Annotated in this window: 20 protein-coding genes; 3 read left to right on the forward strand and 17 right to left on the reverse strand. The window is 49.8% G+C overall.

What is annotated here, in order from left to right:
• Positions 1 to 350: 350 nt before the first annotated feature.
• From HMPREF3036_RS12160 to HMPREF3036_RS08010, 8 genes are all read right to left on the reverse strand, one after another.
• Complete coding sequence (locus HMPREF3036_RS12160; RefSeq protein ID WP_197457968.1) at positions 351 to 515, reverse strand: hypothetical protein; 165 nt, start codon at positions 513 to 515, stop codon at positions 351 to 353.
• Between the two features lie 274 nt (positions 516 to 789).
• Complete coding sequence (locus HMPREF3036_RS12165; RefSeq protein ID WP_197457969.1) at positions 790 to 957, reverse strand: hypothetical protein; 168 nt, start codon at positions 955 to 957, stop codon at positions 790 to 792.
• A 259-nt stretch (positions 958 to 1216) separates the two neighbouring features.
• Positions 1217 to 1840: a DNA-binding protein gene (locus HMPREF3036_RS07990; protein ID WP_062333389.1), complete on the reverse strand. Its 624-nt coding sequence runs from the start codon at positions 1838 to 1840 to the stop codon at positions 1217 to 1219.
• Positions 1841 to 1898: 58 nt separating this feature from the next.
• Positions 1899 to 2846, reverse strand: coding sequence for a hypothetical protein (locus tag HMPREF3036_RS07995; protein ID WP_062333392.1), 948 nt, complete (start codon positions 2844 to 2846; stop codon positions 1899 to 1901).
• A 3-nt stretch (positions 2847 to 2849) separates the two neighbouring features.
• Complete coding sequence (locus HMPREF3036_RS11610; RefSeq protein WP_082897419.1) at positions 2850 to 3902, reverse strand: TraU family protein; 1053 nt, start codon at positions 3900 to 3902, stop codon at positions 2850 to 2852.
• The gene (locus HMPREF3036_RS08000; RefSeq protein WP_231853607.1) at positions 3899 to 6487 is read right to left on the reverse strand and encodes a TrbC family F-type conjugative pilus assembly protein; all 2589 of its coding nucleotides are present in this window, start codon (positions 6485 to 6487) and stop codon (positions 3899 to 3901) included. The genes HMPREF3036_RS11610 and HMPREF3036_RS08000 overlap by 4 nt, the downstream gene beginning before the upstream one ends.
• A gap of 28 nt (positions 6488 to 6515) precedes the next feature.
• On the reverse strand, positions 6516 to 7097 hold the full coding sequence (locus tag HMPREF3036_RS08005) for a S26 family signal peptidase (RefSeq protein ID WP_062333398.1): 582 nt from the start codon (positions 7095 to 7097) through the stop codon (positions 6516 to 6518).
• The gene (locus HMPREF3036_RS08010; RefSeq protein ID WP_062333401.1) at positions 7078 to 7506 is read right to left on the reverse strand and encodes a hypothetical protein; all 429 of its coding nucleotides are present in this window, start codon (positions 7504 to 7506) and stop codon (positions 7078 to 7080) included. Before HMPREF3036_RS08010 ends, HMPREF3036_RS08005 begins: the two co-directional genes overlap by 20 nt.
• A 306-nt stretch (positions 7507 to 7812) precedes the next feature.
• Between HMPREF3036_RS08010 and HMPREF3036_RS11615 the strand changes: the two genes are divergently transcribed.
• From HMPREF3036_RS11615 to HMPREF3036_RS08020, 3 genes are read left to right on the forward strand one after another with little or no spacing between them, the layout of a single operon-like run.
• Positions 7813 to 8451, forward strand: a complete 639-nt coding sequence (locus HMPREF3036_RS11615; RefSeq protein ID WP_082897421.1) for a helix-turn-helix domain-containing protein — start codon at positions 7813 to 7815, stop codon at positions 8449 to 8451.
• A gap of 32 nt (positions 8452 to 8483) precedes the next feature.
• Positions 8484 to 9755, forward strand: a complete 1272-nt coding sequence (locus HMPREF3036_RS08015; RefSeq protein ID WP_156469790.1) for a hypothetical protein — start codon at positions 8484 to 8486, stop codon at positions 9753 to 9755.
• 57 nt (positions 9756 to 9812) lie between these two features.
• Positions 9813 to 10196 carry a hypothetical protein gene (locus HMPREF3036_RS08020; protein WP_062333408.1) on the forward strand — a complete coding sequence of 128 codons (384 nt, stop codon included), beginning with the start codon at positions 9813 to 9815 and terminating at the stop codon, positions 10194 to 10196.
• A gap of 42 nt (positions 10197 to 10238) precedes the next feature.
• Here HMPREF3036_RS08020 and HMPREF3036_RS08025 read toward each other — a convergent pair whose 3' ends face one another.
• From HMPREF3036_RS08025 to traN, 9 genes are all read right to left on the reverse strand, one after another.
• Positions 10239 to 11540, reverse strand: a complete 1302-nt coding sequence (locus tag HMPREF3036_RS08025) for a radical SAM/SPASM domain-containing protein (protein ID WP_062333411.1) — start codon at positions 11538 to 11540, stop codon at positions 10239 to 10241.
• Positions 11537 to 12679, reverse strand: a complete 1143-nt coding sequence (locus tag HMPREF3036_RS08030) for a radical SAM/SPASM domain-containing protein (RefSeq protein ID WP_062333414.1) — start codon at positions 12677 to 12679, stop codon at positions 11537 to 11539. The genes HMPREF3036_RS08025 and HMPREF3036_RS08030 overlap by 4 nt, the downstream gene beginning before the upstream one ends.
• The gene (locus HMPREF3036_RS11620) at positions 12676 to 14085 is read right to left on the reverse strand and encodes a radical SAM/SPASM domain-containing protein (RefSeq protein ID WP_082897422.1); all 1410 of its coding nucleotides are present in this window, start codon (positions 14083 to 14085) and stop codon (positions 12676 to 12678) included. Before HMPREF3036_RS11620 ends, HMPREF3036_RS08030 begins: the two co-directional genes overlap by 4 nt.
• Positions 14086 to 14099: 14 nt before the next feature.
• Complete coding sequence (locus HMPREF3036_RS11625) at positions 14100 to 15170, reverse strand: radical SAM protein (RefSeq protein ID WP_082897423.1); 1071 nt, start codon at positions 15168 to 15170, stop codon at positions 14100 to 14102.
• Positions 15171 to 15238: 68 nt separating this feature from the next.
• Entirely contained in the window at positions 15239 to 16240 is a 1002-nt protein-coding gene (locus HMPREF3036_RS11630; RefSeq protein ID WP_082897424.1) for an SPASM domain-containing protein, read from the reverse strand.
• Positions 16241 to 16276: 36 nt separating this feature from the next.
• Entirely contained in the window at positions 16277 to 17152 is an 876-nt protein-coding gene (locus tag HMPREF3036_RS11920; protein ID WP_156469791.1) for a hypothetical protein, read from the reverse strand.
• Positions 17153 to 17159: 7 nt separating this feature from the next.
• On the reverse strand, positions 17160 to 17951 hold the full coding sequence (locus tag HMPREF3036_RS08050) for a hypothetical protein (protein ID WP_156469792.1): 792 nt from the start codon (positions 17949 to 17951) through the stop codon (positions 17160 to 17162).
• Positions 17952 to 17963: 12 nt separating this feature from the next.
• The gene (locus tag HMPREF3036_RS11925; protein ID WP_197457970.1) at positions 17964 to 19109 is read right to left on the reverse strand and encodes a hypothetical protein; all 1146 of its coding nucleotides are present in this window, start codon (positions 19107 to 19109) and stop codon (positions 17964 to 17966) included.
• A gap of 122 nt (positions 19110 to 19231) precedes the next feature.
• On the reverse strand, positions 19232 to 23233 hold the full coding sequence (gene traN / locus HMPREF3036_RS08060; protein ID WP_062333435.1) for a conjugal transfer protein TraN: 4002 nt from the start codon (positions 23231 to 23233) through the stop codon (positions 19232 to 19234).
• Between the last annotated feature and the right edge of the window lie 30 nt (positions 23234 to 23263).

Here is a 23263-nt window from a genome sequence, read left to right on the forward strand (position 1 = left end):
CGCGTTCCACGGACTTCCGAGATGAACCTTTTTTGACACTCGCCTCTGTTTCGTTCCTGCTTGCCATAAGCCTTCTGCAAGCACATTGCTTACAGGAGGTCACATGCAAGCAAAAAATCTTAAAAAACAAGCAACTGCAAAAGCGAGGAGCGCGGCCCTAACGCCAGCTCAAAGATCAAAAATCGCAGCTAAAGCGGCCCTTAATCGCTTGACAGATGACGTAAGGAACCGCGCGTAAAGCTACCGATATTTTGCCAGAGAGTCCGAAAGGAAGCGTCCTTCGATGGCATGCCCGAAAGCACAAGCGGGGCCCCCTTTCGGAGACCCCGTTTCCGTTCGACAAAAGTCGTTTAACGCTTGCGGGAAGCAACCCAAGCAAAGCAGACAATGACGGCGAGGCCGCAAAGCCCCAACCAGTCAACGCTGCCGTCGGACATGACGATGGTGATGTCGCCAGTCCAAACGATTTGCGCCTGTGTTAAACTTCCTAACAAGGAAATGAATGTGGCTAGCATCCTGATTTCCTTTTAGAAGACTTAGCCCGGTGTTGGTAGCACTGGGCTTTGTCGTTTCTGAACCCCTTGCGGGGACCCCATTCCGACGCCGAAGGCTCGACATCGAGAATTTCGTGAGCCTGGCCGGAGTTGTGGGGCGGAAGGGATGGTTCGCAACTTCCCTGCTACCGATATTTTGCCAGAGAGTCCGAAAGGACGCGTCCTTCGATGGCATGCCCGAAAGCGCAAGCGGGGCCCCCTTTCGGAGACCCCGTTTCCGTTCGACAAAAGTCGTTTAACGCTTGCGGGAAGTAATCACCCAAGCGACGCAGACGATGACGGCGAGGATGCAAATCCAAGGCCAATCGACGCCTCCGCCGGACATGACGACAACAATATCGCCGTTCCAAACGAGGTTTGCTTGTGCTAAACTTCCTAGCAAGGAAATGAATGTTGTGAGCATCCGCATTTCCTTTCAAAGACTCTGCCCAGTGCTACCAACACTGGGCTTTGTCGTTTTTGAACCCCTTGCGGGGACCCCTTCCGATGCCGAAGACTCGACCTCGAAAATCTTGTGAGTCTGGCCGGAGTTGTAGGGCGGATTTGAGATGCTTCGCAAACTCTCCTTGTTGAGAGCTATTTTGCCAGAAAGGCGAGGAAGACGCATGCCTTTGCAAGGCTTGTGCCGCAGAGATTCCCAAGGGGATTTCCTGCTATGCCTGCTAGTTGCCGGCCTCCTTCCGGCGCATCTTTTCGACAAGATCCGGGATCAATTCGTGGATGCTCAGCACCTGAGTCCTCAGGCTTTCCGCCAACTCGCGCAGTGAATTGATGGTAGCCACCGCCTGACGTTCCCTTTCCTTGGTCACTTTCAGCTGTTGCTGCGACTCGGCCAACTGTTCTTCAAGCATTGCGACCTTCGTCCGAAGCTCCGCACACTCCCTGCTCTGCCGCTGCAGGCGATCATTCAACTGACCGATCATCGCCTCTTTGGACTCAGCTTCGCGAAGCATCTCTTCCGAAGCAGAGAAGAGCTTGCGAGATTCCGTGCGCTCGATCTCGATGCCCGCCTCGGCCTTCTGGCGAACGCCCTCAACCTGAGTCTGCAAAATCGGCATCATGGCTTGCCAGAGGACATCGGCGAGGTGCACCTTCGTCTTCTCAGAAATCTGAGGAATCTGGCCTGCAGCCTCCAACTGCGCAAAACGCCAAGACTTGACCGCTTCAGAGATCGTCGTCAGCGAGCCACCACCCACCTGAGCACGCAGACTGCGCAAAGACGGGAGCGGCTTGTCATGCGCCTTGGCCTCGTCGAGAATGGCATGCACTTTTTCTTGGATATTCACTTTGGGTCTCTCTGTAACATATCAACGTACCGTATCATATCATCAGCCTACAAAAAGCTCAATTCAAAAGGTCGTCCAAACCGCACACCCTCGGGCGCACAACCAAAAGTGAAACCTCGTCATCGTCGGCCCTCTTCAATGTCGACAGAATGTCTCCATCCCACGGACGATCAGCCAACTCGACTGCTCGATGCAAGTCATACTCCCCGGTCCTCATGTCAATCTTGAGCATGACGCGCTCAAAGTCTTCGCTCAACATCGCAATCAGAAGCGGTAGAACCCGACAGGCAATGACCCTACCACTGTGGCGCAAGACCTCACGCATGTCACCCTCAACATCGAGGCTTTCGACAAGTGGCGCGTAAGGACTGTCGTAAGCGTAGTTCTCAACAATTTCCACCAGGCTCCTACCCTTCGGGAAGGGATAGGAATGGTAAAGCGCCGGATTGCACACCCCCGTGCGCGTCATGTGCTGAATCACCAGACGCAACTCACCGTCCTGCCGATCAAAGGTTACATAGGCTCCTTCATACAAGCGATCACTCCCCGTCGGATCTGCCATGTCATTGAAGCTGATGTAGATAGACCATGGCTTGAACCGCTCAAGAATGAAGTCGGTCGTGTAGTCGCGCCACCACTTCGTCCCCAAGAGTTGTTCAAGCTCACTCGAAGGCACCACCCCAATAACTTTCTGAATCGCCCACTGCGGCTCCAGCCAAGTTCTCAAGAACGGCGGCACGAAATGTTCAAGCGTCATTTTTCGAGCCTCCGCCTCGCTTGAGAAGAACGGCACCCTCAGCGCCTGCTCAACAAACGGTGCAACGTTGGGCGCATGCTCCTCAAAAACGCGCCTGTCGGCATCCTCCGTCATATGAGCACTTGTCGACGGCAGCATCCCGACCCGAACCAACTCATCGACGCCGTTCTCCCTGATCTCCAACCAGCGACCGTAGGGCGGCCCAACAATTTCATCCAGAATTCGACTATCAAGTTTTTTTCTCATCATTTCTCAAGATCCAGTATTACAGCAGTCCAGCCATCTCCATATCAGATAGACAGGATCCTCCCCAACTGCAGGAATCGTTCGACCTAAGCCCCACGTATAAACCATTTCCCCTACGACATGGTTATCGCTTGTTTCAGCAACGGGATGAAAAACCTGGAATCGATACTGAGTTTTCGGGAAGTATGGAGCCAGCTTCCCTCCGCACATCGCATCGTCACCCATACTTCGCCATTCCAACCCGCGCCGATGAAGCGCATAAATGGCACGCGCCGCCATCAAGCTCGTGGTTTTCATTGTCCCCTCTCGACTCAGAACATTTCCAGAAGTCGGGAAAATGACGCCCCAAGAGCCGGCACACCAATAAAGTTGCTGGATCGGCTGTCCAACATTTGCGCCAAAAACATCAGGTACACAAGCGATCGGCCCCAAGGGAGAAGCAATCAATGCTGCTTCTGGATGCGTAAAGAACGCAATTTCATCATTATTCCAAGTCGGATCCACTTCGGAGAAGTAGAGCAAGTCCAAGTCCATGTAGCCGCCAGGATTACATCGCGAGGGTACCCACATGTCAAGCATGTACATGAGCGGGAAAGTGTAGTAATGGTAATGGCGATAGGTCTTGCCGTCATTACCAACCTCATCAGACGTACTAAGTTTCTGTTGCTGCCCCTGATTCAATCTATTAAAAGGCAGGCGAACACCTCCGAGAACAGATGAACAGCCGGACTGCCTCTCCAATTCCACAAGTCGAATCGGCTCCCAGAATGAAGTTCGAAAGCCGAATTTCGGAACGCCAAGGTTGTCATAACACATGCAGGCACCAAGGAATTTATCATCCGCCGCCCCAGGAGGAATGCGATCTTTATCACCTATGATCACAGCATTCGAATTGAGAATCGGAAATACACAATCCCAACAAACCGCAGTAAGGAGCTTCGCCCCTAGCACTTCAGCATCGTAACAACCTGGACCACTCTCATCCAATGCGAATGCAGGCGAAGTGGCCAACAAGAATGAAGCCGCGAGCACCGCCACCTTTCTTGTCGTCGAACTCATTTGACCTCCTCCTCTTTCACGGGCCCTAGCTCCTCCACAAGGAAGAGGTGTCGGCTGTTGTCGGCTGTAATGACAGCAGGCGTCTTCTCAATGTGCCACTGATATTCGATTTCAGGCGTCATCATGAAAACGTGTGCATCCAGCTTGTCCGTGAGCGATTTGTAGCCTTCCCAGCTCTTTTCCTTGTCCATTTGTGTTGCGATCAACACCAGATTCAGTTTCCCAGCCTCTTCATAAGCCTTCCTAAAGGCCGCTACGCGTACCATTTCATCCTCCGAAAGCGGATTGAAGATGAGAACCGTCTGCGTAAAGGGACGAATCTGGAGCGGATTCACAATGTCACCGGCGCGACGGATCGGACGCCCTGCCAAATCCTTCAAGTCGCGCTCAACCAGAATGCTCGGATCAATTTCGCGCACACGCCCCTTCTCAGCCGTCGGAAAGACCTTGAAGGTTTGCTTCTTCCAGAAACGCTTGATCGCTTCTTTCTTTTTCTTATCCCAATCAATGGTCGCCACCCGCTTCTTCATCTCGTCGATGAGATTCGGCTCGGCAATTTCCTTGACGTTGCCCTGCAATCCAAGATCGCCTCGTTCGCCAGCCTCGATCTGCTCCAGAAGCCATCGGTCATTGTGAAGGCCTTCCACCTTGGCCACCATCGTTGCATACCGACGCCCCTTGGGGTCATTCGGGTTCATTAGGGACTTCGACGGCGTTCGCCCAGCTCGAACCACGGCAGGCACTTGAGTGATGCCGTACACGTCAAAGAGCGGCGGATCCAACACCAGCGCCACGCTCGATTTGGCTTCGTTAATCAACGTCTGGAGCTTCAGCATCCCATTGTCAATGCGCATTCCCTCAGGTACGCCGCGCATGACGAGCGTCACATCCGAACGATTGGCGTTGCGCTCAATAATGTCCTTGAGCACATCTTCCGACAAGGAATATGAAACGAATATGAAGGTCTGCTCGCCGTTGGGGTTGGGCGGCGTGATGTCGTAGACGTCGCCTCTCAGACGTTGCAACTGCTTGTCTGCATCAGGTATCGCCTCAAAAATTTCGGGATTGGCTTTGAGAATGTCCTCCAGAACAGACAGAACATCCACCCCGCCGTTAACCTTCGTCTCCGACAGAGAGCCGACCACTGCGGCAACGTCCTCCTCAAACTGTTCGGGCGTCAGACTCTTGGTCGTTCGGTTGACAACATCTGCAGCAAACGCTGCAGGATCATAATGCTCGCCTTCCACCTCCACCGTTCCGAGATACGTTGGCTCTCCATCCTCTTCGCCTTCTGGCGTTTCCGACGGTTGAGTGACAGACTTGGCAACCTTGTCATGATGAGCACGAATCTCCTTCAGAATATTCGCATACTCTCGGCTATTCAGGGAATTATTCGAGCCGACACCAATCTCGTCCACCAAATCCTGGAACTTCTCGCCGACACGAATTGCCTTGGCCGCATTGATGTCATCTTCCGACTCGGAAGCAACGGCTTCAGAGATTCCCAACAAGGTGCAGAGAATGCGTTCCGAAATTGAGCCTACCGCCGGCATCGAGCCCGGACCACCCGAGTGAAGCCGCGCAACGCCTTCGTCTGGCCACTTTGCCCCATGCTCATTCATTGACAATGAGTCGAACTTTCCCATATCCGGGAACATGTCTTCCACACGATCACGAACTTCTTCGGCATCAGGAAGGTCCTCTGGAGCGAGAATGATGTCGGTCGGACGACGGCGCAGATCCTCGTCAGGCTCAGGCTCGTACGCCGTCGACGGCGGAGCCTTCGGCAAGGCATCCACGGCGGGTTTATCCATAGCGTCCAAAGGACTGCCCTTACGAGCCTCAAGCTCTCTCTTCTTTTGAGCCTCTTCCTCCTTCGTCAGCTTGCGCTGGGACTTGCTCACCTTCGTCGTCGTTTTCGTGACTGGTGTAGGCTCGATGCGTTTCTTGGGCGTGGCTTCCGGGTAAATATTGAGGCGCTGGCCGTTCAGGTAGTAAACGAGCTTGCCGTTTTCCTTGCGAACCCCAACCTCTGGATCGGAAAGTTGAGCACTCAACTCCGGCGTCGAACCTGGAAGAATGAAGTCCTTGGAGTTGATGGGGCCGTGTTCCTTAATCTGACGACGAGTTTCCTCTGTCAATTCGTTCCACATGTCCAGTTGAGTCTTGACGCCTTCCTTGCTTTTTTTGTACGTCTCATAGTCATAGCCCTGAGCCTTCAGCCCCTCGTAGACCATCCGATACGCCATCTCGCGATCCTTGCGTTGACGCCACGTCATGGGATTGCCGTTTTCGTCCACGCCTGCTGGGCCTGTCATACGGACCTCGGGCGTGATTTTCGGAATGGTTACTTCCATGTCAATTCCGCGCCCGCCATGCATCTTGCCTGACACGACCACACGCCCATCAGGAAGTCGACGAGTTTTCATTGCCTGGCCTTCACCCCAAGAGGGCGACGTGCGTTTCGTAATGGAATTACCCTGTCTCTTTGCGATTGACGGAGTTTCAGAATCGGATATGGAAGGCGCATGCTTGAACATCGACTCAGATTCTGCGGCATGCGCACATAAAGAAACAACGGCCATTGCGACCGCTGCTCCCAGAAGGCTACGCTTAAAAGAGGACATAGGCTCTCCCTACGATTTGCGAGCGGTGAATCGGTCCCCAGTAACGCGAGTCAAAGGAGAGGTACTTCGTTCCCATCATCCAATACTCGTCTTCCTTCAGGACGCGAACCCCATAAAACTTCTGACGCTCCTTAGGCGTCATGCCGCGCAGATGCGGCATACCCTCGGCGAGCTTCCTACCATTGATCCAAACCGTATCGTCGGATCGAATTTCGACCGTATCTCCTGGCATCCCGCGCAGGTATTTGCCCACCAGCGTGCCGTCCTTGATGATCGGAGCAGACTGTGCCGAGGTGTAAGCGTAGATCTTGTTGCGCTCGATGGCATTGACATGCTTTGGCTTGCTCTTCAAGTCGACAAGGAGGAAGCGTGCATCAAGGCAGCGGAGAATCTGGCGATCCCAAGCAATGCGATAGTTGTCATAGAACCAGACCTCCGCACCGACAGCCGCAGCGGAGCAGATCACGGTCAAGTACAGCCAGCGCTTGCGCTCCTGCACCGTCGAATTCAGTAGTGGCGAAGCCCACTCACGACACTTCGCCTTGAACTTAGTTGCGAACGTTGTCATCCTTAACCCCGTTCATCAAATTCGGAGGCACGTAACCGCCCGGCGTGTTGTCCATGTCCGGCGCTCCTTCGATCAAATCGGAAGGCTTCTTCATGTAGACATCGGGAGCCGTAATGACCATGCGACTGTCCAGAACGATGTAGCCGTACTCCTTAAGCATGGCAATGGCGCGTCCCGTGTTCATGAAGGCCGACGCATCGCCTTCTCCGCTCATCTTAGTCACGGCCATGCCGAGCTTCACCATGTCCACAACCGCAATGGGCGCGGGCTTTTCCACCACAGGCGGAAAATAGTGAAAGTAGAGAAGCGTAGCGGAGAAGGCCGCAATCGCCGAGACTAGGCCGGTTGTCACCAATGCACCCAAACCGTTGCCCGGCACGATGGTTTCGGCATTCGTACTGTCTGTCATGAAAAATCCTCAAGCTATGGCTTCTATGAGCCTGACCTCGTGATTCTTCAACAGACCGCCATAACTGTTGGCAGGCTAGAAAGCGGGTTTTGCTACCGTGAAGACAATGCCTCACGCTTCCCCACACATAATGTCCTCCTGCCCCTGTTTCCTGTTCGGATTTTCAGAATCCAACGAGAGAAGAGATTGTATTTTTTTACGCTTTCATATCCAAATGACTTTTTAAGAGCTTTTGTGTAAAATTTACGCAACAGGAGGATAATTTGAGAGATTATCGGGAACTTCCATCATTACCGAAATCTCGCCGTGAAACAGTCTTCTCTTACTGCCCTGAAAACCATGTCGTCGTCGCAATCTCGCGATGACTACGCAGTCGGGAAATTGACCCGATTTGAAATGATGTTTCGTGATTATCTAAACGGCCAGATCGACTGGCCTCTTTTCAAACCCAGCGACGTCGTGAGCCTCCGCGAAAAACACAACCTTACACAAGAGGCATTGGGAGAACTTCTGCGAGTCTCCCCTAAAACCGTTCTTCGTTGGGAAACAGAGGGAGAAACCATCCCTAATACAGCACGAATCGCACTCTGTGCCATCGCAAAGCTCGGACCAGGCATCTTTGAGCTGATGAATCCGGAAATTGCCCAATACGACCTCATGGCCACTTCAAATCGTTCAGACGACCTTGTGAACGATCTGCACGATTCCGTTCACTACAACCTTCGAGCACAACGCCGACAAAATGAACTCCCCGAACCGTTCGACGCCAAAGCCGTAGGAGAACTTCGAAGCCGTCTTCGTATGACACGCGGTGAATTTGCAAAGCTCCTCGGCGTTGCACAAAGCACCACAGACAAGTGGGAAAACGGCTCCATTCAACCCAAGGGACCGGCTCTCACGGTGCTCAAAATTCTTTGGACAAAAGGCATCAACGCCTTGCCTTAAACCCTGATCTCAACTAATTTATTTCCAAGCCAATGAAAAAAATTGCTCTCTTCTCGGCACTCGCCTCTGCACTAACATTAACCGGATGTGCCATCGCACCGACCTCTCTTTCCGGCATTGAACTCCAACAACCGCGTCCTACGACCAACGAAAGCTCGCACGCCATGAAGGTGGCATCCGCGATTAAAACAACGGTCAACTGCCTGGGTTGTGAAGATACAGTGCTATGGGCTGATGAAAAAGACCTGGCCGATAAGATGGTCTTCGATGCTAAGCGCAACACGCAACGAGACTATACCGAAGCACGCGCCTATCAAGCAGAAGTCAACCGCCTTCGAAAAGAAGGCAAGCTAACGCCTGAAACGGCACCGAAGCCGCCGCGCATCGTTTTGAATCCGAATCAATCCTCTTCTTCGGGAACGCTGACCAATTCCCTCATGATCGCCGACAGCTTCGACGGGCGATGGACCAATTCTTCTGCATCCTTAGGAGCTGGTTTGGCTCTTGCCGCAGTCGGGTCTCTGTTTTCCTCCGTACAAGATGAAAATCTTGACTACCCCCCTGCTGATTATGTGAAGGCCGCGTTTGTTCTTCCGCCCGAAAAGAAAATCGTTATTGAAAACGAGATCAACAATCCCGAACTCACGCCGGAGCGGAATCGCGAAATCAATCTAGGCATCTATGCAGGCAAGCAATTCGTGCAGATGCTGACCCAAGCTGCGGTGGACATGGGATTCAAGCCTGTCGGAGAACTGGTTGTTGATTTCATTGGCGATCCGTCACCAACCAATTCAAGTTGGCTCAACATTTATCAGTTGTTGGAAAACGATGCCATCGGCTGCCCGAAGTACGACCCCAAAAATCCCAGTTGGATGGATGAATTCGGTTACTGCCGAGTTGAATGGGGACCATATCGTCCGATGGGCGTTCGAGAAGCCTACAGTTGGAAGATAGCCAAAGAAATCGTGCCGACTGCTTTGGGAGGAGACGGTAAAACCGAGCGTTGGATCAACCACTTTGGGTACAACCAAGATCGTTACTATCCTCTAAACATCATCCAATCCAAACTTTCGCACCTTGACAAACTTGCTTTTGAACAGCGTTTCCTGATGGGACTTCAGAAATACCTGAAGCCCGGTCAAGCCATCTATGTTCCTGCGTACAAATATTATGACGAGCAAGAGAATCGACGCTGGACGCCGCAGGCCGTCCTCGACAGCACCGGTACGCACTACTTCACCGTAGTCATTCCAGAAAACCGCCCAGTTACGAAAATCGAATCAGGCAACCCAAAAGCTCAGTAATCCTTTGAGAAACGTCCTCAAGAGAAGTACCCTTGAGGACGCGGAGGAAACGTCACCATGTCCTTTCTCAACAAACTCTTTTCGTTTTTTCACGGGGGCGACTCTGCATCCGATACCTCAACGGATCCCGCTTACGCATACTTGCCGGACAACATTTTTCATGGCACATCTGTAGACCCGACACGCCATGACAATAACGCGACTCACCCAGTTGACACGGTAAACGATCCAGCCTACGCAGCCTTGCCGGAGAATGTTCATCACGAGGAGGAGATGATCGCTTCAGCGACGGATACCACCGACGTCGGATGGAGCAACACCGACAGCTTTTCAACCTCGATCTTCGACGATTCGTTCTCTAGCTCTAGCTTTGACGATAGCTTCGGATCTGGGTTCGACTCAGGATTTAGCTCTAGTTCCAGTTTCGGAAGCGATTTTTAAATCCCAAGACAACAGGGCTTCCTTTTGGGAAGTCCTGTTTGCTTATGCAGACTCAACGACGGGCAAAGCACTCAACATAATCGTGCCGGTCAACCGGAACCAGACCGCACCAAAGATAGCGGCGTGAAATACGAACTCATTCGGACAACACAACGCTAGACTTTCGTTGGTCAGATGTGTGCAACTGCCCTTGCATGCGGACAACACCAGGCACTTGCCGCATGCCGGTCGATGAGTCCATCGCGTGAAGTAAGGATTCCTCACCGCAGGTAAATTTGAAAGGGCTCCGATCTGAAATTGCTTCGTAGGACGATTCTGGCAGGTTCCGATCCGGCCATACAGATCCACGACCATGACTTTCGGGTTCATGCTATCGCATCGACCCTCAATGCGATCCGCCGGCACACGGTTGATGAGATACCTCATCAAACCCAACGCACGCCACTCCAACGACTCCCATTGCCCCTCTTCTTGAATCAATGCCTTGAACACCGCCGAATCCAACGTTCTCGCTTCTTCTGGCGTCAGACAGCACGCGTCGTTTGCAGCACCGTCATTTGTGACAACACCTTCGAAATAAAAATGCGCCTCTGGCGAAAATTGAGTGGCAAAAAAATGTTTTAAGGCGAACAGATCCACATTCTGGGGAGAAATAACGACACAAAAGCCCATCGGCACACCTGCTGCCTGACTCTGTTCAAGGAGATACAACCACGCCTCCTTGATTTCCGGCACGGTCAGTGGGTCGACATCATCACGCAAGTCAAATCCCGGACCATCGTGTGAAACGATAACAGTCACGCGATGAGCCATGAGGAAATCCACTTTTTCCTTGGTCAGCAAAGATCCGTTGGTGACCATCTTGACCAGAACTTCGTCTCCCCAACGAGACCGTATTTTCGGAAGAAGAACCTTGAGCGTCTTCCAATACACCAGAGGCTCGCCGCCCCACAGCTCAACCTGCCCATCTACCGCCAACTTAATGCCTTGTTCATCCAAGATTTTGAAGAATGCGTCTACCGTCTGTTCGTTAGCGACTCTTGCCCCGCCGTCACGATAGGCATTTTGCAAACAGTATTGACAATGATAGTTGCATGCCATCCCCAATTGAATCTTGAGCGTGGTCAGTCGGCGGCTTTTCCCAATGATCGGCTCATCTGGCGAGAAATCTTTGACGACTCGATCCGATGACTTCTTCGTTAAAAAATCAGCGAACCGTTCATCCTTTTTGAAGTCGACAAGACATCCTTCGGAATCGAAAATTTCATTTGTCTGATTGTCGTAAAGGTATGATGCCGTCTCTTCAGGCCTTCCGGGCTTGGCGCACGCAATGCGATATTTCATTCTTCCCCCTCCGTTTCTGATTTCTTGGACACTTCTCGTCGGTTTTGATTGAGGAATGTCACCCCCTGCATGTGACCATCCAACACTGTCTTCATTGCTTCCTGCCAGTACACTTTTTCCGCCTCACAGCATCGGCGCTGCCCTTCCGACATAGGATTCAACGGACAACCATGCCTGCATAAATCATTGATCTCACAAGAAAGGCATTCCGTTTTCGAAGCTATTGCTTTCCTAAAGTAATCGTCGTTCGAAGTCAACAAGCGTTCATAGCCATCAGTCACACGCCCGATCACACTTGTACGATTGTGGCAAGCGTGAACAAACCCCTCAATATCTACATTCATTTCGTTTCGCATTGGACAGCATTCTGGATACCATTCGTCGTCTAGTCCCTGCTTTCGTCTCTCAACTAAGCGCTCGACCCCAAATACACCTCTTCGAAGTGCTGCCCGTGCTGGAGTATTTTTATCTCCACTAATAAAGTCTGGAATGAAATTCATACGGCAACGGCGTAAGTTGCGCTGATAGGCTTGGAGATCAAAGTCGTAAAGATCAGCATCCATGTCAAACGTACACTCAAGGATGTACTGATAGTAAAGAGTGATCTGCCCTAACCTTTTTTCTATGTAAGCGGCCAAGGTGTATGGATCAATGTTGTAGGCATGAGTTGTAATGCCAATACAACGATGCTTAACCTTGTTAAATCGCTCGCAGAATGCTGGATCATCTAAAACGTTAACCCCTCTCACCTTCGCTGTTAATGGGCCATCATTGCTTATGGACAGGTTTATTTCGTGGGCATTTATGAAATCGACGTGTTCATCCTTAAGCAACACACCATTTGACATGATCCAATACGAAAAGGCTGAGTCATCTAGTTTTTCAACGACCTCTTTAATCAAGTTCCAATAAAGCAATGGTTCGCCGCCCCAAAAGACCAACCGCTTTGGGTTATGGGCATAGGTTTCTTTTAAATATTTAAGGAACTTCCAGACATCTTCGTGAATGGTTTTGTGTAAGCGAGGCATCGGCACATCAGTCTGATAGCAATGTCGACACTTCAGGTTGCACGCAGGCCCCAGCATGAGATACACCTTACTAATGTCTGATTCTTCTGGTTTTTCGATGCTCACTATCATTCCCCTTTTTCGTTTTCTTTATGAATGGGCACCACTTTCTGTCTTCTCAGTAGGAATTTAGGGAGTGGGTCGATACGTTGAATAATTGTCCCCGTCAAGAGAAACCACGCGACAGTAAAAACACCGTAATGGAACGCCCAATCGTTTACACAACAACGAGCCATCGCTTGATCTGATATATCTGGGCATCCCCCTTTACAAGCACCAAGCACCAAACAATCGGCACAATCTGGACGAAGTTTCCAGTGCGTGAAAAAAGGATTTTTTATCGCTCCGTATTCTGTCAAGGATCCAATTTTGTGCGTGGACGCGGATCTATTTTGACAACTTAAGATGTTTCCCTGAATGTCAACGCATAAAACAGACTCGTCAACAGCATTGCAGTGATACCTAATGCCTCCAGGTGGAATTTGATGGACTAAACGCCCCATAAGATTGAACACGCGACGCTCTAGCCCAGGCCACTTCCCAGGTTCAGTCACGACAGCACGAAGCATTGACCACCGCAATACATTCGCTTGTTCTTCGTCAATAATACTTTCCTCATGAAGATTTTCAGTTTCTGAAGCGGCACCACCAAAGTCCAAATGTACGTGGGGCGAGAAATACTTATCAAAGTAGCCACGAAGTTCAAATAGATCGCAATTGCCTTGATGAAGCACTGCAAAAAACGACATCGGAACACCAGCTAGACGACTTTTTTCATGTAGGTTCAACCATTTTTCTTTGGTTTCTTTATCAAACAAAGGATTGGTTTTATCTCTCAGTGCAAAGCCTGGTCCATCGTGTGAAATATGCACCTGTACATGGTATTTGATTAAGAAATCCGTGATTTCATCTGTCAATAGAACGCCGTTTGTGAACAACGAAAGTCTTATTTTTTCGCCAAACATCGCTCTTAATTGTGGCACGAGACTCTTTAAAGCCTTCCAATATACGAGCGGCTCCCCTCCCCATAGATCGACCATTGCGTTAGGGTCTAAATGGATACCAGCCTCTCTGAACTTCAACAAGAAAGCATCTATCTCTTCCCTTGAAGGAACTTTTATTGCGTCAGCTCGGTTTTGTGCTTGTAGACAATATTTGCATTGATAGTTGCACGCTAAACCTAGTTGGATACTCAACTTTGATATGGTTCTCGACTTGCCAATCAATGGATTTTCTTGAGAATAAGGTGTGATTTCCGGTTGTAGGCTGTAGCCTTGAATGTTTGCGTCACGGAAAGTTTTGTCTTTTGAAGCAAAAGCCATCACAGGTTCGTGATAGCTCAAACGAGGGTCTTTTTTACATTCTTCAAAAGACTGTCGCACGCCATTCAACATGACCTGATGGGTTTTTGTACAAAACTCGTACTGTACCATCGAATTGGGACGCTCCAGATCAACGCAATCTAATTTGATAAGCATGACGACGAAGCCTTTTACGATTTAGTTGCCTCGAATTGACGCATGACATCTGCAACGGACGAGAAGAAAACAGCTAAGAACTGGCACTGTCTTTCAGCAGGGATGCTCTGAGACTGTCGTGGGCAACAGAGATTGCAAAACGGATACCACGCACACTCAACACAGTGCTGTTTATTCTCAGTCACCAACTGATCGAAATGTAGTTCAGCCCTACGATTGATGTCTTGGCATAAATCACCGATTGTCCCTATTTGAGCAACGGCATGATTACAGAACCACACACGACCGTCGAGATCGACATTCATTCGACCCCCTTCAAAGCCGTGATCACGGCCCTTGCGCTTATTTTCAAGCGTGTCGTAATAGGCGAATATATATCGACGATACAATGCTGATTCCCAATCTTCTGACGTGAAATTACCCCGCAAGAACTGCTTCAAAGCAGCTTGAGCCATTCGATCACAAGTTAATTTCCAAGCCGGAAGATCGTAATTCAAAAGTTCCAAAGGGGTCGATGGATCTACTTCCATAAAGGAAAATTTAGTTGAAACAGGCTGACCAAACGCTTGGTTAACTTCAGCTCTCAATTGATAAGGATCCTGACAATAAGCCGACAACACTGCATCAATCGTAAATTGATTCAATCTGGAGATTCTTTCTAGCAAAACCAGATCTTTTAGGACATTCATCGTTCTCGCAGATTCAGATTGATTGCCATCCCAAGAAATATTTACTCGTACTTTGTGTTCATTAAAAAAGTGGACGATTTCATCGGTCAACAACGAAGCATTCGTGACGACACTCCATTCAATGTTGGACTCTGGGACTTGATGAATCACTTCTTTGATTATTTCAAAGTAAAGGAGCGGTTCGCCACCAAAAAACTGGATCTTTAGCGGCGCACGTTGACCAGCATGGCGAGGACGGCGTTTTGCTTGATTAGACAGGAAGGTAATCACCTCTTGCGAAGGGTGTTTTGAAATTCGTGGATGAGATAAATTCTTTTGGATGCAATATCGACACTTAAAATTGCAAGCCATCCCTAAAATCAAACAAATACGTTCTAGTTCAACAAAAGAGTGCATGGTAATTGCCTTTAGCTTGGCGAGAGGAAACAACCTCTCTTTCAAACCGTATGAAAAGAGAGTAGGACTTAATTCCAGTGCATCGGAAGATGGGTGCTAAAAATCTCATAAACCTCATGAAGTCGCTTGGCCAAATAGCAATCCACTTCATGTGTATTAGACAGATAACACCCCCCATGGCACTCCTCAAAAATCTCGCATTCACGGCAGGCTTGAGAATCACTATAAATATGCGGACTTATGGATCCGACTGGATGAATGGGGATAGTTTTCTTGAACAGATTCCCACAAATATTCGAAGCATCAAAATTGTGATGACATTGGTAGATGTTGCCATGCAGATCAATGGACAAGCTGTCATCTCGGACGCACTTACTCCCCTGCCCTTTGGCAACTTCTCTATTTCGATCCGAGAGTAGTTGTGAACATTGCCACCTCGCCCAATCGTCCCCGCGCAAAGCCAATCCCATCACGTCGTAAAGCAGATGGTCACAAAGCACGTCTACGTCTGATTTAGTCAAATAAAACTCGGGCGTACAACCATCATTCGCACGAACAAAATGCAAATAAAGACGAGGCTTGAAACCGAACTTCTCCTCTAACGCGTAAAACCTTTCGCGCAGATCCCAAAAGAACAACTGATGATGGTGAATAATGGCACTCAAAGAGAAATGATCGAGTTGGAATATGCGGGTCATTTGATCTTCACTGAAATCCCAATCATGCGTTGAAACAGTCGTCCAAACGCGATGACTATTGACGTATTGGACATACTCGTCAGTCATCTTTTGGCCATTCGTTGTGATGAAGAATCCTTCTTTAGGAAAGATGCCTACGACTTCAAACAGATCTAATACCTGACGAATGTTCCGCCAGTAGATCATAGGTTCTCCACCCCAAAAGATGATTCGCTTAGGCATATCGCCTTTCAGGTTGAGTGCTAATTGTTCGGCAAAAAACGTTAAATCGGCAGGTCGATTTGCAGGAACATCTATCCCTGTTTGCAAACAGTATTTGCATTTCATATCGCAAGCGTTACCGATCAAAATATTGAGTGCCTGGTATGCCACTCTCCTTCCTCCTTACAGGCACGAGCACGTTCGTAGTTATTTAATTCTGACAATAGCTTCAACTAAAGATGGATTGAAGCGATGACCAACCTTCACTCTCATTGATTCTCCAGAATTAAGGCCAAGAGCCGTCACTCGAAAACGTCCTCTTCCATTGGTAACTGAAACTCGTTTATGCGGCGCATAACCATCGACAGCTTCAATACGCCATCCGTCCCAGGAGACATCTTCTGCGACCTCTCTTGTTTTCCCATCCAGAACTTCAAAGGTATAGAACACCGTCCCGTCTGGATCAATCTCATCGTGGTCTGGGGTCAGTTTGTAACTCAAAGAAAGCCACTTGGAACGCCCTCCTTGCATCACATATTCAGCACTCTGAATGACACCTAAGTCTTCCAAGTTACTTATGAATAAAGTTGTAGGCGCTGTGGTTATTGATCGAGCACACTCGGTTAATGGTGCTTGTGGGTTTCTAACCCACATATCGAAACACCAAATACCCCCTAAATGTCTTATCAGTTCGGCAGTATTGCGTTGAGAAACACCTGCTAGCGCCCCAATTGGATCAATCTTCAATCCTCTCGAAGGATCGAAATAAAAGGCAAAATGAACGCCGGGTGTCCATATTCTTTGGTATTCAGGTACCGTTTTATCCAAAATTATTTCATTGGTCACTACCCAAAATACTTCTTCGATCTTATAAAAGGTCTTTATGCTTGCAGGATCAAAATGGGGCCTACCTAATTCCTCAGTCGTTAACAACTGAGAGGCTTCACAACGCGTCCAGTGCTGAGGCAGGTCTTCTTTAGGAACCGATTGAAGGAATCGCAATGCGGCTCGATTTTCATCAATCGCAATGTTTACGCCTTCAACCGGCAATGAATCGACTGTTATATGCCTAAAGTATCCCATTTACTTCTCAGCACAGCTTGTCAATGCCTCGCACGAACTTCTTGTACTGCATTTTCTTTCGCAGAGCTTTCGCATCGAGGTTTTCACACAGACTGAAACGATCAGCTTCTTTCAATAATTCAAGTTGCTCTGGATTACGTACTATTCCACTCTGAATAATAATTTTCGTTAAGACATCAACTTGACCTTCCAAATAAGAAATCTGCTTATGAAGATCAATGTGACTCAACTGTTCCTGACGAGCAATGTTCGCTTCAATAAAGTGTTTGACTTTTGAGGAATACGTTGTAAAGGCACTACCCGAATTTTGTTCATCTTTCACGATGATGTTTTTAAACCCAGGGATGTCCTTAATTCTTCCACGCAAGTAAACCAACGCTTCGGAGTCAGTCACAACGACACGCCCTACGTAGTATTCAGGCGCATTATTTAACCCACCTAATGAGTCAGAATCGTACAGTTGGATACGTCCAAGACCAGGATGGTAATAAAAGCTTAATTGTGTCCAAGGATCCAAAGGCACAACCATTCTTGTCTTTATTGGGGCACGTCCATTCATGATGGCTTGAACCCCGACGATCAAGCCTGTAGCCCCCATACGCACGTCATAGCTAAATTGCCCGAGACCTTGCATAGCAGATGCCGTCACCTTTTGCTGGACAGTAGGAATGGGCAACAGATCGACGTTTTTCACAGTGGCAGGCTCTGCTTTCGAAGGTGGCATTTGCTTATCGTCAGCTTCTTCTGAAGGTGATGATTTGTGATCAACATACCTTCTGTGCATCAAAACAACTTCCATCGCTTTCTCCAATTACAACATTTGACACAACAGAACAGACGTTCCATCTTCCGTCATACCCCAATTGCCCTCGGCAACAATCAACGTATAAGTTGGTGTGTCCTCCGGCATTTCAATACACTCAAAAGCCTCAGGATCAACAGAAATCATCTTGTCCATCCACGGTTGGATATAAAGCCCTTTGATGCCGGACTTAGCAGTTAATATGTCGTGGCACATTCTCTTTCCGACTTCGCTGTAAACCACTGGTTGTCCATCTTGTAGGACAACATGATCTTCCGTAAGAACAACATCCTTACTTCCTTTAGGACAAACTGCTTTGCGTTTTCCCAACTGACCATGCACGATGGCCACTACGGTATGCAAGCCATCCAAACCAACCAAACGATCTCCAACAGCAACTTCAGAGACATCCTTAACGCCTGTCGCCGTCTTCAATGTTGCTTTGATGAAACAACGACTGTCATCGCCACAGTTGCAACAGTTGGAAGAGCAGTTGCAATTACATTGCGTCCAAATTGCCGCATAGCCTACTGCTTCAACACGACCATATTGATCACGTTTCACAGCGGGTACATTCTTTGTATACCAGTGACGGCCTGGCTTCGATCCTATCGTTTCAAGAACCCCTTCACCGTAAATTACTCTTGCGCCTATTACAGGCATACCTGCAAGTTCATTCTTGTTAATGAAATCAACATAACCACCAGAAAAAACAGGTATTTGTGATGCGTTCGGATTATGTTGCTTTCTTAACTCGTAGCCGTTCCAACGAATTGAGTTTCTTGCATCCCCTCCATCTGTATCGGATCCCGCACGATTCGGTCGATTAGCCAACGAGTTGTAGTCACCGGAATAGGCCACCGGGTGCAAAGTCGGCATCGGCGGATTCTCAAAGCATTCGCACGCCTGCGTACCGTCACCGCGTGGCGAGCCACCGTTGGGACATACAGCATTGCAATCTGGCGCAGGAAGACACGAACAATTAGCATCCGATGCCTCTGCCGTTTTGCTGGTCATGGCTGCTCCAGCAAACAACGCGCCCAACAGCGCCTTGCGGCGACTCATCCGGGTGTCATCCTGCGACTCAACCTTCGACGGTTCCGTTGGCGATGCACTCATCGAAGAAGTTTTCTGCATTTCATGATTCTCGGTCATATCGTAGCGGGGGACTTCTCTCGAAATTCCTCTCTCCTATTGGAAGTAAAAGATGTTTTAGCTAAAAATCCGTTGAGAAGTGGCGAGCTGAAAAGCAACTTTTCCCACTTCGTTGGCCACTTTTACAGCCCATACGGGCAAGTCGAGGTATTGCAGTTCTGCGCACCCTCCGTCACATTTCCATACGGACAGTTTTCCTTCGAACAAACCAAATTCGGGTTGTCCGTCATGGATCCGGGCGTGCCGCCGTAGGGACAGTCCTCCTTGCAAGCACCGAGCATGCAATCGCAAGGCGTCTTGGTAACGCCGAGGCTCGAACAAGCAATCGGCTTATTCCCGTCCTGACATATGAAGTTTCCAGGGAGACAGGTGCAATAGTTCTGTTCCATCGCGTGTTCGCAGATCGCTTGGTTGAACGTACCTGATTTATCCAAGCAGACGTAACGATTCAGATAAGTCGTTCCACCAATGATCTTTGCGTACTCCTCCAGCGCCTTGATGTAGGCGTCTTTTGAGTAAAGCGTCGAACAGTCGATATTGACTTCACCCTTGTAGCAGCGATAGCCATCATCCCAGTAGTCCTTTGAGGTCAACGGATGGTTCAACAACTCGTTGAGCGAGTTCTTATAGGCGATTTCCTCGCAATCAATCAGCGGCCCGTTATGACGGCAGATGTACTCTGCATTGCTCATTTCGCCACACCCTCCACGCAGAACGAGACCGTTACCGACTTCAAGCGCAACACAAGGCGCACCTTCGATACGAAGACGGTCAACCTGAACATCGGTCAGGTGATTTTCGATGCGTTCAACAGTATTCATGCGGTCATTGGCCTTGCGTCCATCAGCGCGAAGCCCCAGAGTGGCAACATTCTGCTTCTGGGTAATGTCCGTTTGATCCTTATTGTTCGGAATACCCCAATCAGTCGCCGTCCCCTGATCCGCCGTCCAGTTCATCTTGGAATCCTTGCCGGTCAGCTTATCTAGGTCGATGTCCTTTGCCTCCACCATATTCCCGGTCGAAACTAACAATGCTGTCCACTCGTCTAAGTTGATCAAATCCCAATTGATTTTGGTGATGTCGGACAACGGGATCCCATCGCACTTTGGATGTTCCGGATCCCCCCACTCTCCACCGTTGGACAAGATGTCCGGTTGCGTCGCCTTGATCTGCTCATTGATGATGCGAGAGAGCGGACTTTGATAGCAGCAATAGACACGATGCTTCACGATGCAAAGTCCGAGCTTCTTGCTCTTGCAATAACTGCCGATGTAATGACAATTCTTCGTATCTCTTTGGCTCACTGTTTCGTATTCGGATTGCTCGCACTTGTAAACAAGTTGGATGATTAGATTGGCAACCTGATAGGCTAGATACACCCAACCAACAAAGGAGATGACGCTCCCAACGGCTTCCCCCATTGCCTCGCCGAACATATCCTTCAGCATTGCATCTCCAATGGAGCCTTCAGCACCAGTGGAACCTTCCGTCGCCCCACCAATCACTTGAGCGGTATTCTTAAACCCTGCATCCCCGAAGACTTTCGCGATTGCATTCTGGCAGGAGGTTAGTAGCTCGCTCTTCATCGCCCCCGAGAACCACTCTAGAGGCGTGGCCAAAAAGTCCGTAAAGCCACCATAAATATTGTCCGCCACACTCGTAAAGGCGTCCTTGAACCATTTCACGCCATTTTGAAGAACGGCCTTCACTTCCCCGAAACCTTTCGCATAATTGCCGGCAATCTCTGCACCGATTGAAGTGGCAGTGCCAGCCGCATTGACGGCTGTTCCGTAGGAGTTGAGCGCGGAATGCAACCGCTGGCCTACCTGGATCATGGAAATGTACTCGGCAATACCCGGGCCACCCACGGGCTCACAGCAGTCCTGCCAACCGCCAACAGCGATCTTGCAGTACCCGCTCTTGCCGCCAAACACCGTACAGTCGACGTTCTGGTCACCCGTCGGATTCCCGTTTTCGTCCAGACCGGTGCACTCCATGTCCTGCGCCATGTATTGCATGGCGTTCAGAATGGCGTTCACCTTCGCAAAGTCTGTACTTTGAGTGCGATCTACGTCGATACAGTTCTCACCCAGGCAGGCAATGCCGTCGCAGTCGTATTTCGTTTCAGCATTAACATCCTCGATCTTGACATCCTTGCCGCAGTCGTACACCACGTCGTTGACGTAACAGGTGCCGGTTGTCGAACCAGTCATACCTCCCGTACATACTGAGGAGACAAATTTGCAGTTCGGATCTTCCTTGTACTTCGTACAGGTGTCGAGATTCCCACCAAGGTTTTCACCGCCACACACGCGGTCGTAGATACCATGGCCATTTTTGTCAAAGCCGACAAGCACATTCCAACATCCCGTATCCCCCTTATTGAAGGTGAACTTGGAATCGACTGCCACCTTTCGACAAAACCGACTAATGCCTTTAAGCGGGGATTCGGCCAAGTGACGTTCGCAAACATTAACGCCATTGATCCATGCACATCCGTCTATCCCGACTTCGGGCATATCGGTACATTTGACCGAACCTTCAGCCATGCCGTCTTCAATGCCCAACGCAGCGTCAATGCAATCCTTCGGCTTCCAAAGATCGTTCGAAACCACCTTTTCCGGGTCATAGCGAATAATGACTCGCCCATACCCTTCACCACCGCCTGTCACAGACACACGGATCTTAAAGTTGATCAGTTCTCCGTCTTTAGCATTTCTGAAGAACGGTGTGACGTCTACACCAGGCGTGCGTTCATAGTCCGGAGCCGAGTCCGGTTGTTCTTCGCCGACTTCAGGTTCCGGCTCGGGATCCGGTTCGGTCCACGGAAGCGTTACATCCTCATCCTTATCACCGGGTTTCGGATGCGGATTTGGATAGCAGGCACACCTCAGTGTGCCATCTCGCAAAGGACGACCGTCGTACTTGCACTGCTTCATGCAATCAGGTTCAGGGCGACAGCTACACTCATCCGTGCCATTGGCCTTCGGTGTGCCGCCGAACTCACAAACATCCTCATCCATGCAATCGGGTCTCGGATTGCACGCACATTCCATCGAACCGCCTTCCTTTAACTTGCCACCATAACGGCATCGCTGCGGGCTGTTGCAGTTGGGAATGGGGCCCTCGGGCGTGTCCACCCAAGACGTGCTTAATTCGCAACGCCCCGGAGTTTCGGGTGGGAAGTAATTCGGATTCTTTCGCCAGTCGTAGGGCCCTGTCCAGATGAGCGTTTCCTTGCCCGGATTCCCTACATATACCATCATGTAGTCGTCCCACTTCGCGTAATTGAACGTGGCACTAATGATGGCCTGAGGATTGCGCACTCGAACCTGCGTCCACTGTTCATAAACAGCGCAGGTACCGCCCCAATAGTTATCGCCGACCTTACCGATCCACAGCTCGGTACAGCCGGTCGGATTATCCGCACAGGCCTTGAGATTGAACGGCCCATCGGAATGCTCAATGATGCCAACCGAATAGTCGTGTTTGACGTCGCACGTCATCGTCTTATCGACAACTTGTTGGCATTCCTTTAGATCTTCGACATGGACGTATTTCGACTGAGTATCCAACGCCGAATTTGCGTCGCACGTCACAAGATCCTGAAGGACATTCTCCATGTCGCCCAGGATTTCCTCAGTCTTTTCTAAAAACTGCTCCTCACTGAGGTCAGGCTTCTCCTTGCCGGCAATATCCACCAACAACGCATACACCTCGCCTTCCAGCGTCGGGTTGTCCGACTTGGAATCGGTGAATAGCGCATCCTTCTGTTCTGCACCAGTTTCGTCCATCCCGCCGCCGTCGTTGTAGAGGTCTTTCTGTTTTTCAAAGTCCTCTTCCGTATGCGCGTATCGGATGTTCTTCCCATTGTCCTTAGGCGCAAGTTCGCTCTTATCGAGCGTCATTTCCTTGTCGCCCACTTGGAATTTAATGGACGTTCCTTCTAACGTCGGTGCGCCGTCCTTCCCCTTGGTTCCTAGCTCCTTACCGAAGGCATTGGCAGCATGGCCCATGTCTGTGATCTCGGACGCGAAGGGCTTGTTGTTGAGATAAGGCGGCGTGACCGTTTCCGCCATGGCGACAGTAGTTGCCGTCTGTGTGAAGCCGATCAGGCCGGCCATGAGGGAGCAAACGGACTTTCGGAATAAGGG

The sequence above is a fragment of the Sutterella sp. KLE1602 genome, from assembly GCF_001578585.1.
In the GTDB taxonomy this organism is placed as follows: Bacteria; Pseudomonadota; Gammaproteobacteria; order Burkholderiales; family Burkholderiaceae_F; genus Sutterella; species Sutterella wadsworthensis_A.

Excerpts from the sequence above, each read along its gene's own strand:
- HMPREF3036_RS08020 (WP_062333408.1), top strand. The coding sequence starts at position 9,813 with ATGTCCTTTCTCAACAAACTCTTTTCGTTTTTTCACGGGGGCGACTCT.
- traN (WP_062333435.1), bottom strand. The coding sequence starts at position 23,233 with ATGGCCGGCCTGATCGGCTTCACACAGACGGCAACTACTGTCGCCATG.
- HMPREF3036_RS08015 (WP_156469790.1), top strand. The coding sequence starts at position 8,484 with ATGAAAAAAATTGCTCTCTTCTCGGCACTCGCCTCTGCACTAACATTA.
- HMPREF3036_RS08025 (WP_062333411.1), bottom strand. The coding sequence starts at position 11,540 with ATGAAATATCGCATTGCGTGCGCCAAGCCCGGAAGGCCTGAAGAGACG.
- HMPREF3036_RS07995 (WP_062333392.1), bottom strand. The coding sequence starts at position 2,846 with ATGATGAGAAAAAAACTTGATAGTCGAATTCTGGATGAAATTGTTGGG.
- HMPREF3036_RS08030 (WP_062333414.1), bottom strand. The coding sequence starts at position 12,679 with ATGATAGTGAGCATCGAAAAACCAGAAGAATCAGACATTAGTAAGGTG.
- HMPREF3036_RS08000 (WP_231853607.1), bottom strand. The coding sequence starts at position 6,487 with ATGGCCGTTGTTTCTTTATGTGCGCATGCCGCAGAATCTGAGTCGATG.
- HMPREF3036_RS12165 (WP_197457969.1), bottom strand. The coding sequence starts at position 957 with ATGCTCACAACATTCATTTCCTTGCTAGGAAGTTTAGCACAAGCAAAC.
- HMPREF3036_RS11620 (WP_082897422.1), bottom strand. The coding sequence starts at position 14,085 with ATGCTTATCAAATTAGATTGCGTTGATCTGGAGCGTCCCAATTCGATG.
- HMPREF3036_RS08010 (WP_062333401.1), bottom strand. The coding sequence starts at position 7,506 with ATGACAGACAGTACGAATGCCGAAACCATCGTGCCGGGCAACGGTTTG.
- HMPREF3036_RS12160 (WP_197457968.1), bottom strand. The coding sequence starts at position 515 with ATGCTAGCCACATTCATTTCCTTGTTAGGAAGTTTAACACAGGCGCAA.
- HMPREF3036_RS11925 (WP_197457970.1), bottom strand. The coding sequence starts at position 19,109 with ATGACCGAGAATCATGAAATGCAGAAAACTTCTTCGATGAGTGCATCG.
- HMPREF3036_RS08050 (WP_156469792.1), bottom strand. The coding sequence starts at position 17,951 with ATGGAAGTTGTTTTGATGCACAGAAGGTATGTTGATCACAAATCATCA.
- HMPREF3036_RS11610 (WP_082897419.1), bottom strand. The coding sequence starts at position 3,902 with ATGAGTTCGACGACAAGAAAGGTGGCGGTGCTCGCGGCTTCATTCTTG.
- HMPREF3036_RS11920 (WP_156469791.1), bottom strand. The coding sequence starts at position 17,152 with ATGGGATACTTTAGGCATATAACAGTCGATTCATTGCCGGTTGAAGGC.
- HMPREF3036_RS11625 (WP_082897423.1), bottom strand. The coding sequence starts at position 15,170 with ATGCACTCTTTTGTTGAACTAGAACGTATTTGTTTGATTTTAGGGATG.
- HMPREF3036_RS08005 (WP_062333398.1), bottom strand. The coding sequence starts at position 7,097 with ATGACAACGTTCGCAACTAAGTTCAAGGCGAAGTGTCGTGAGTGGGCT.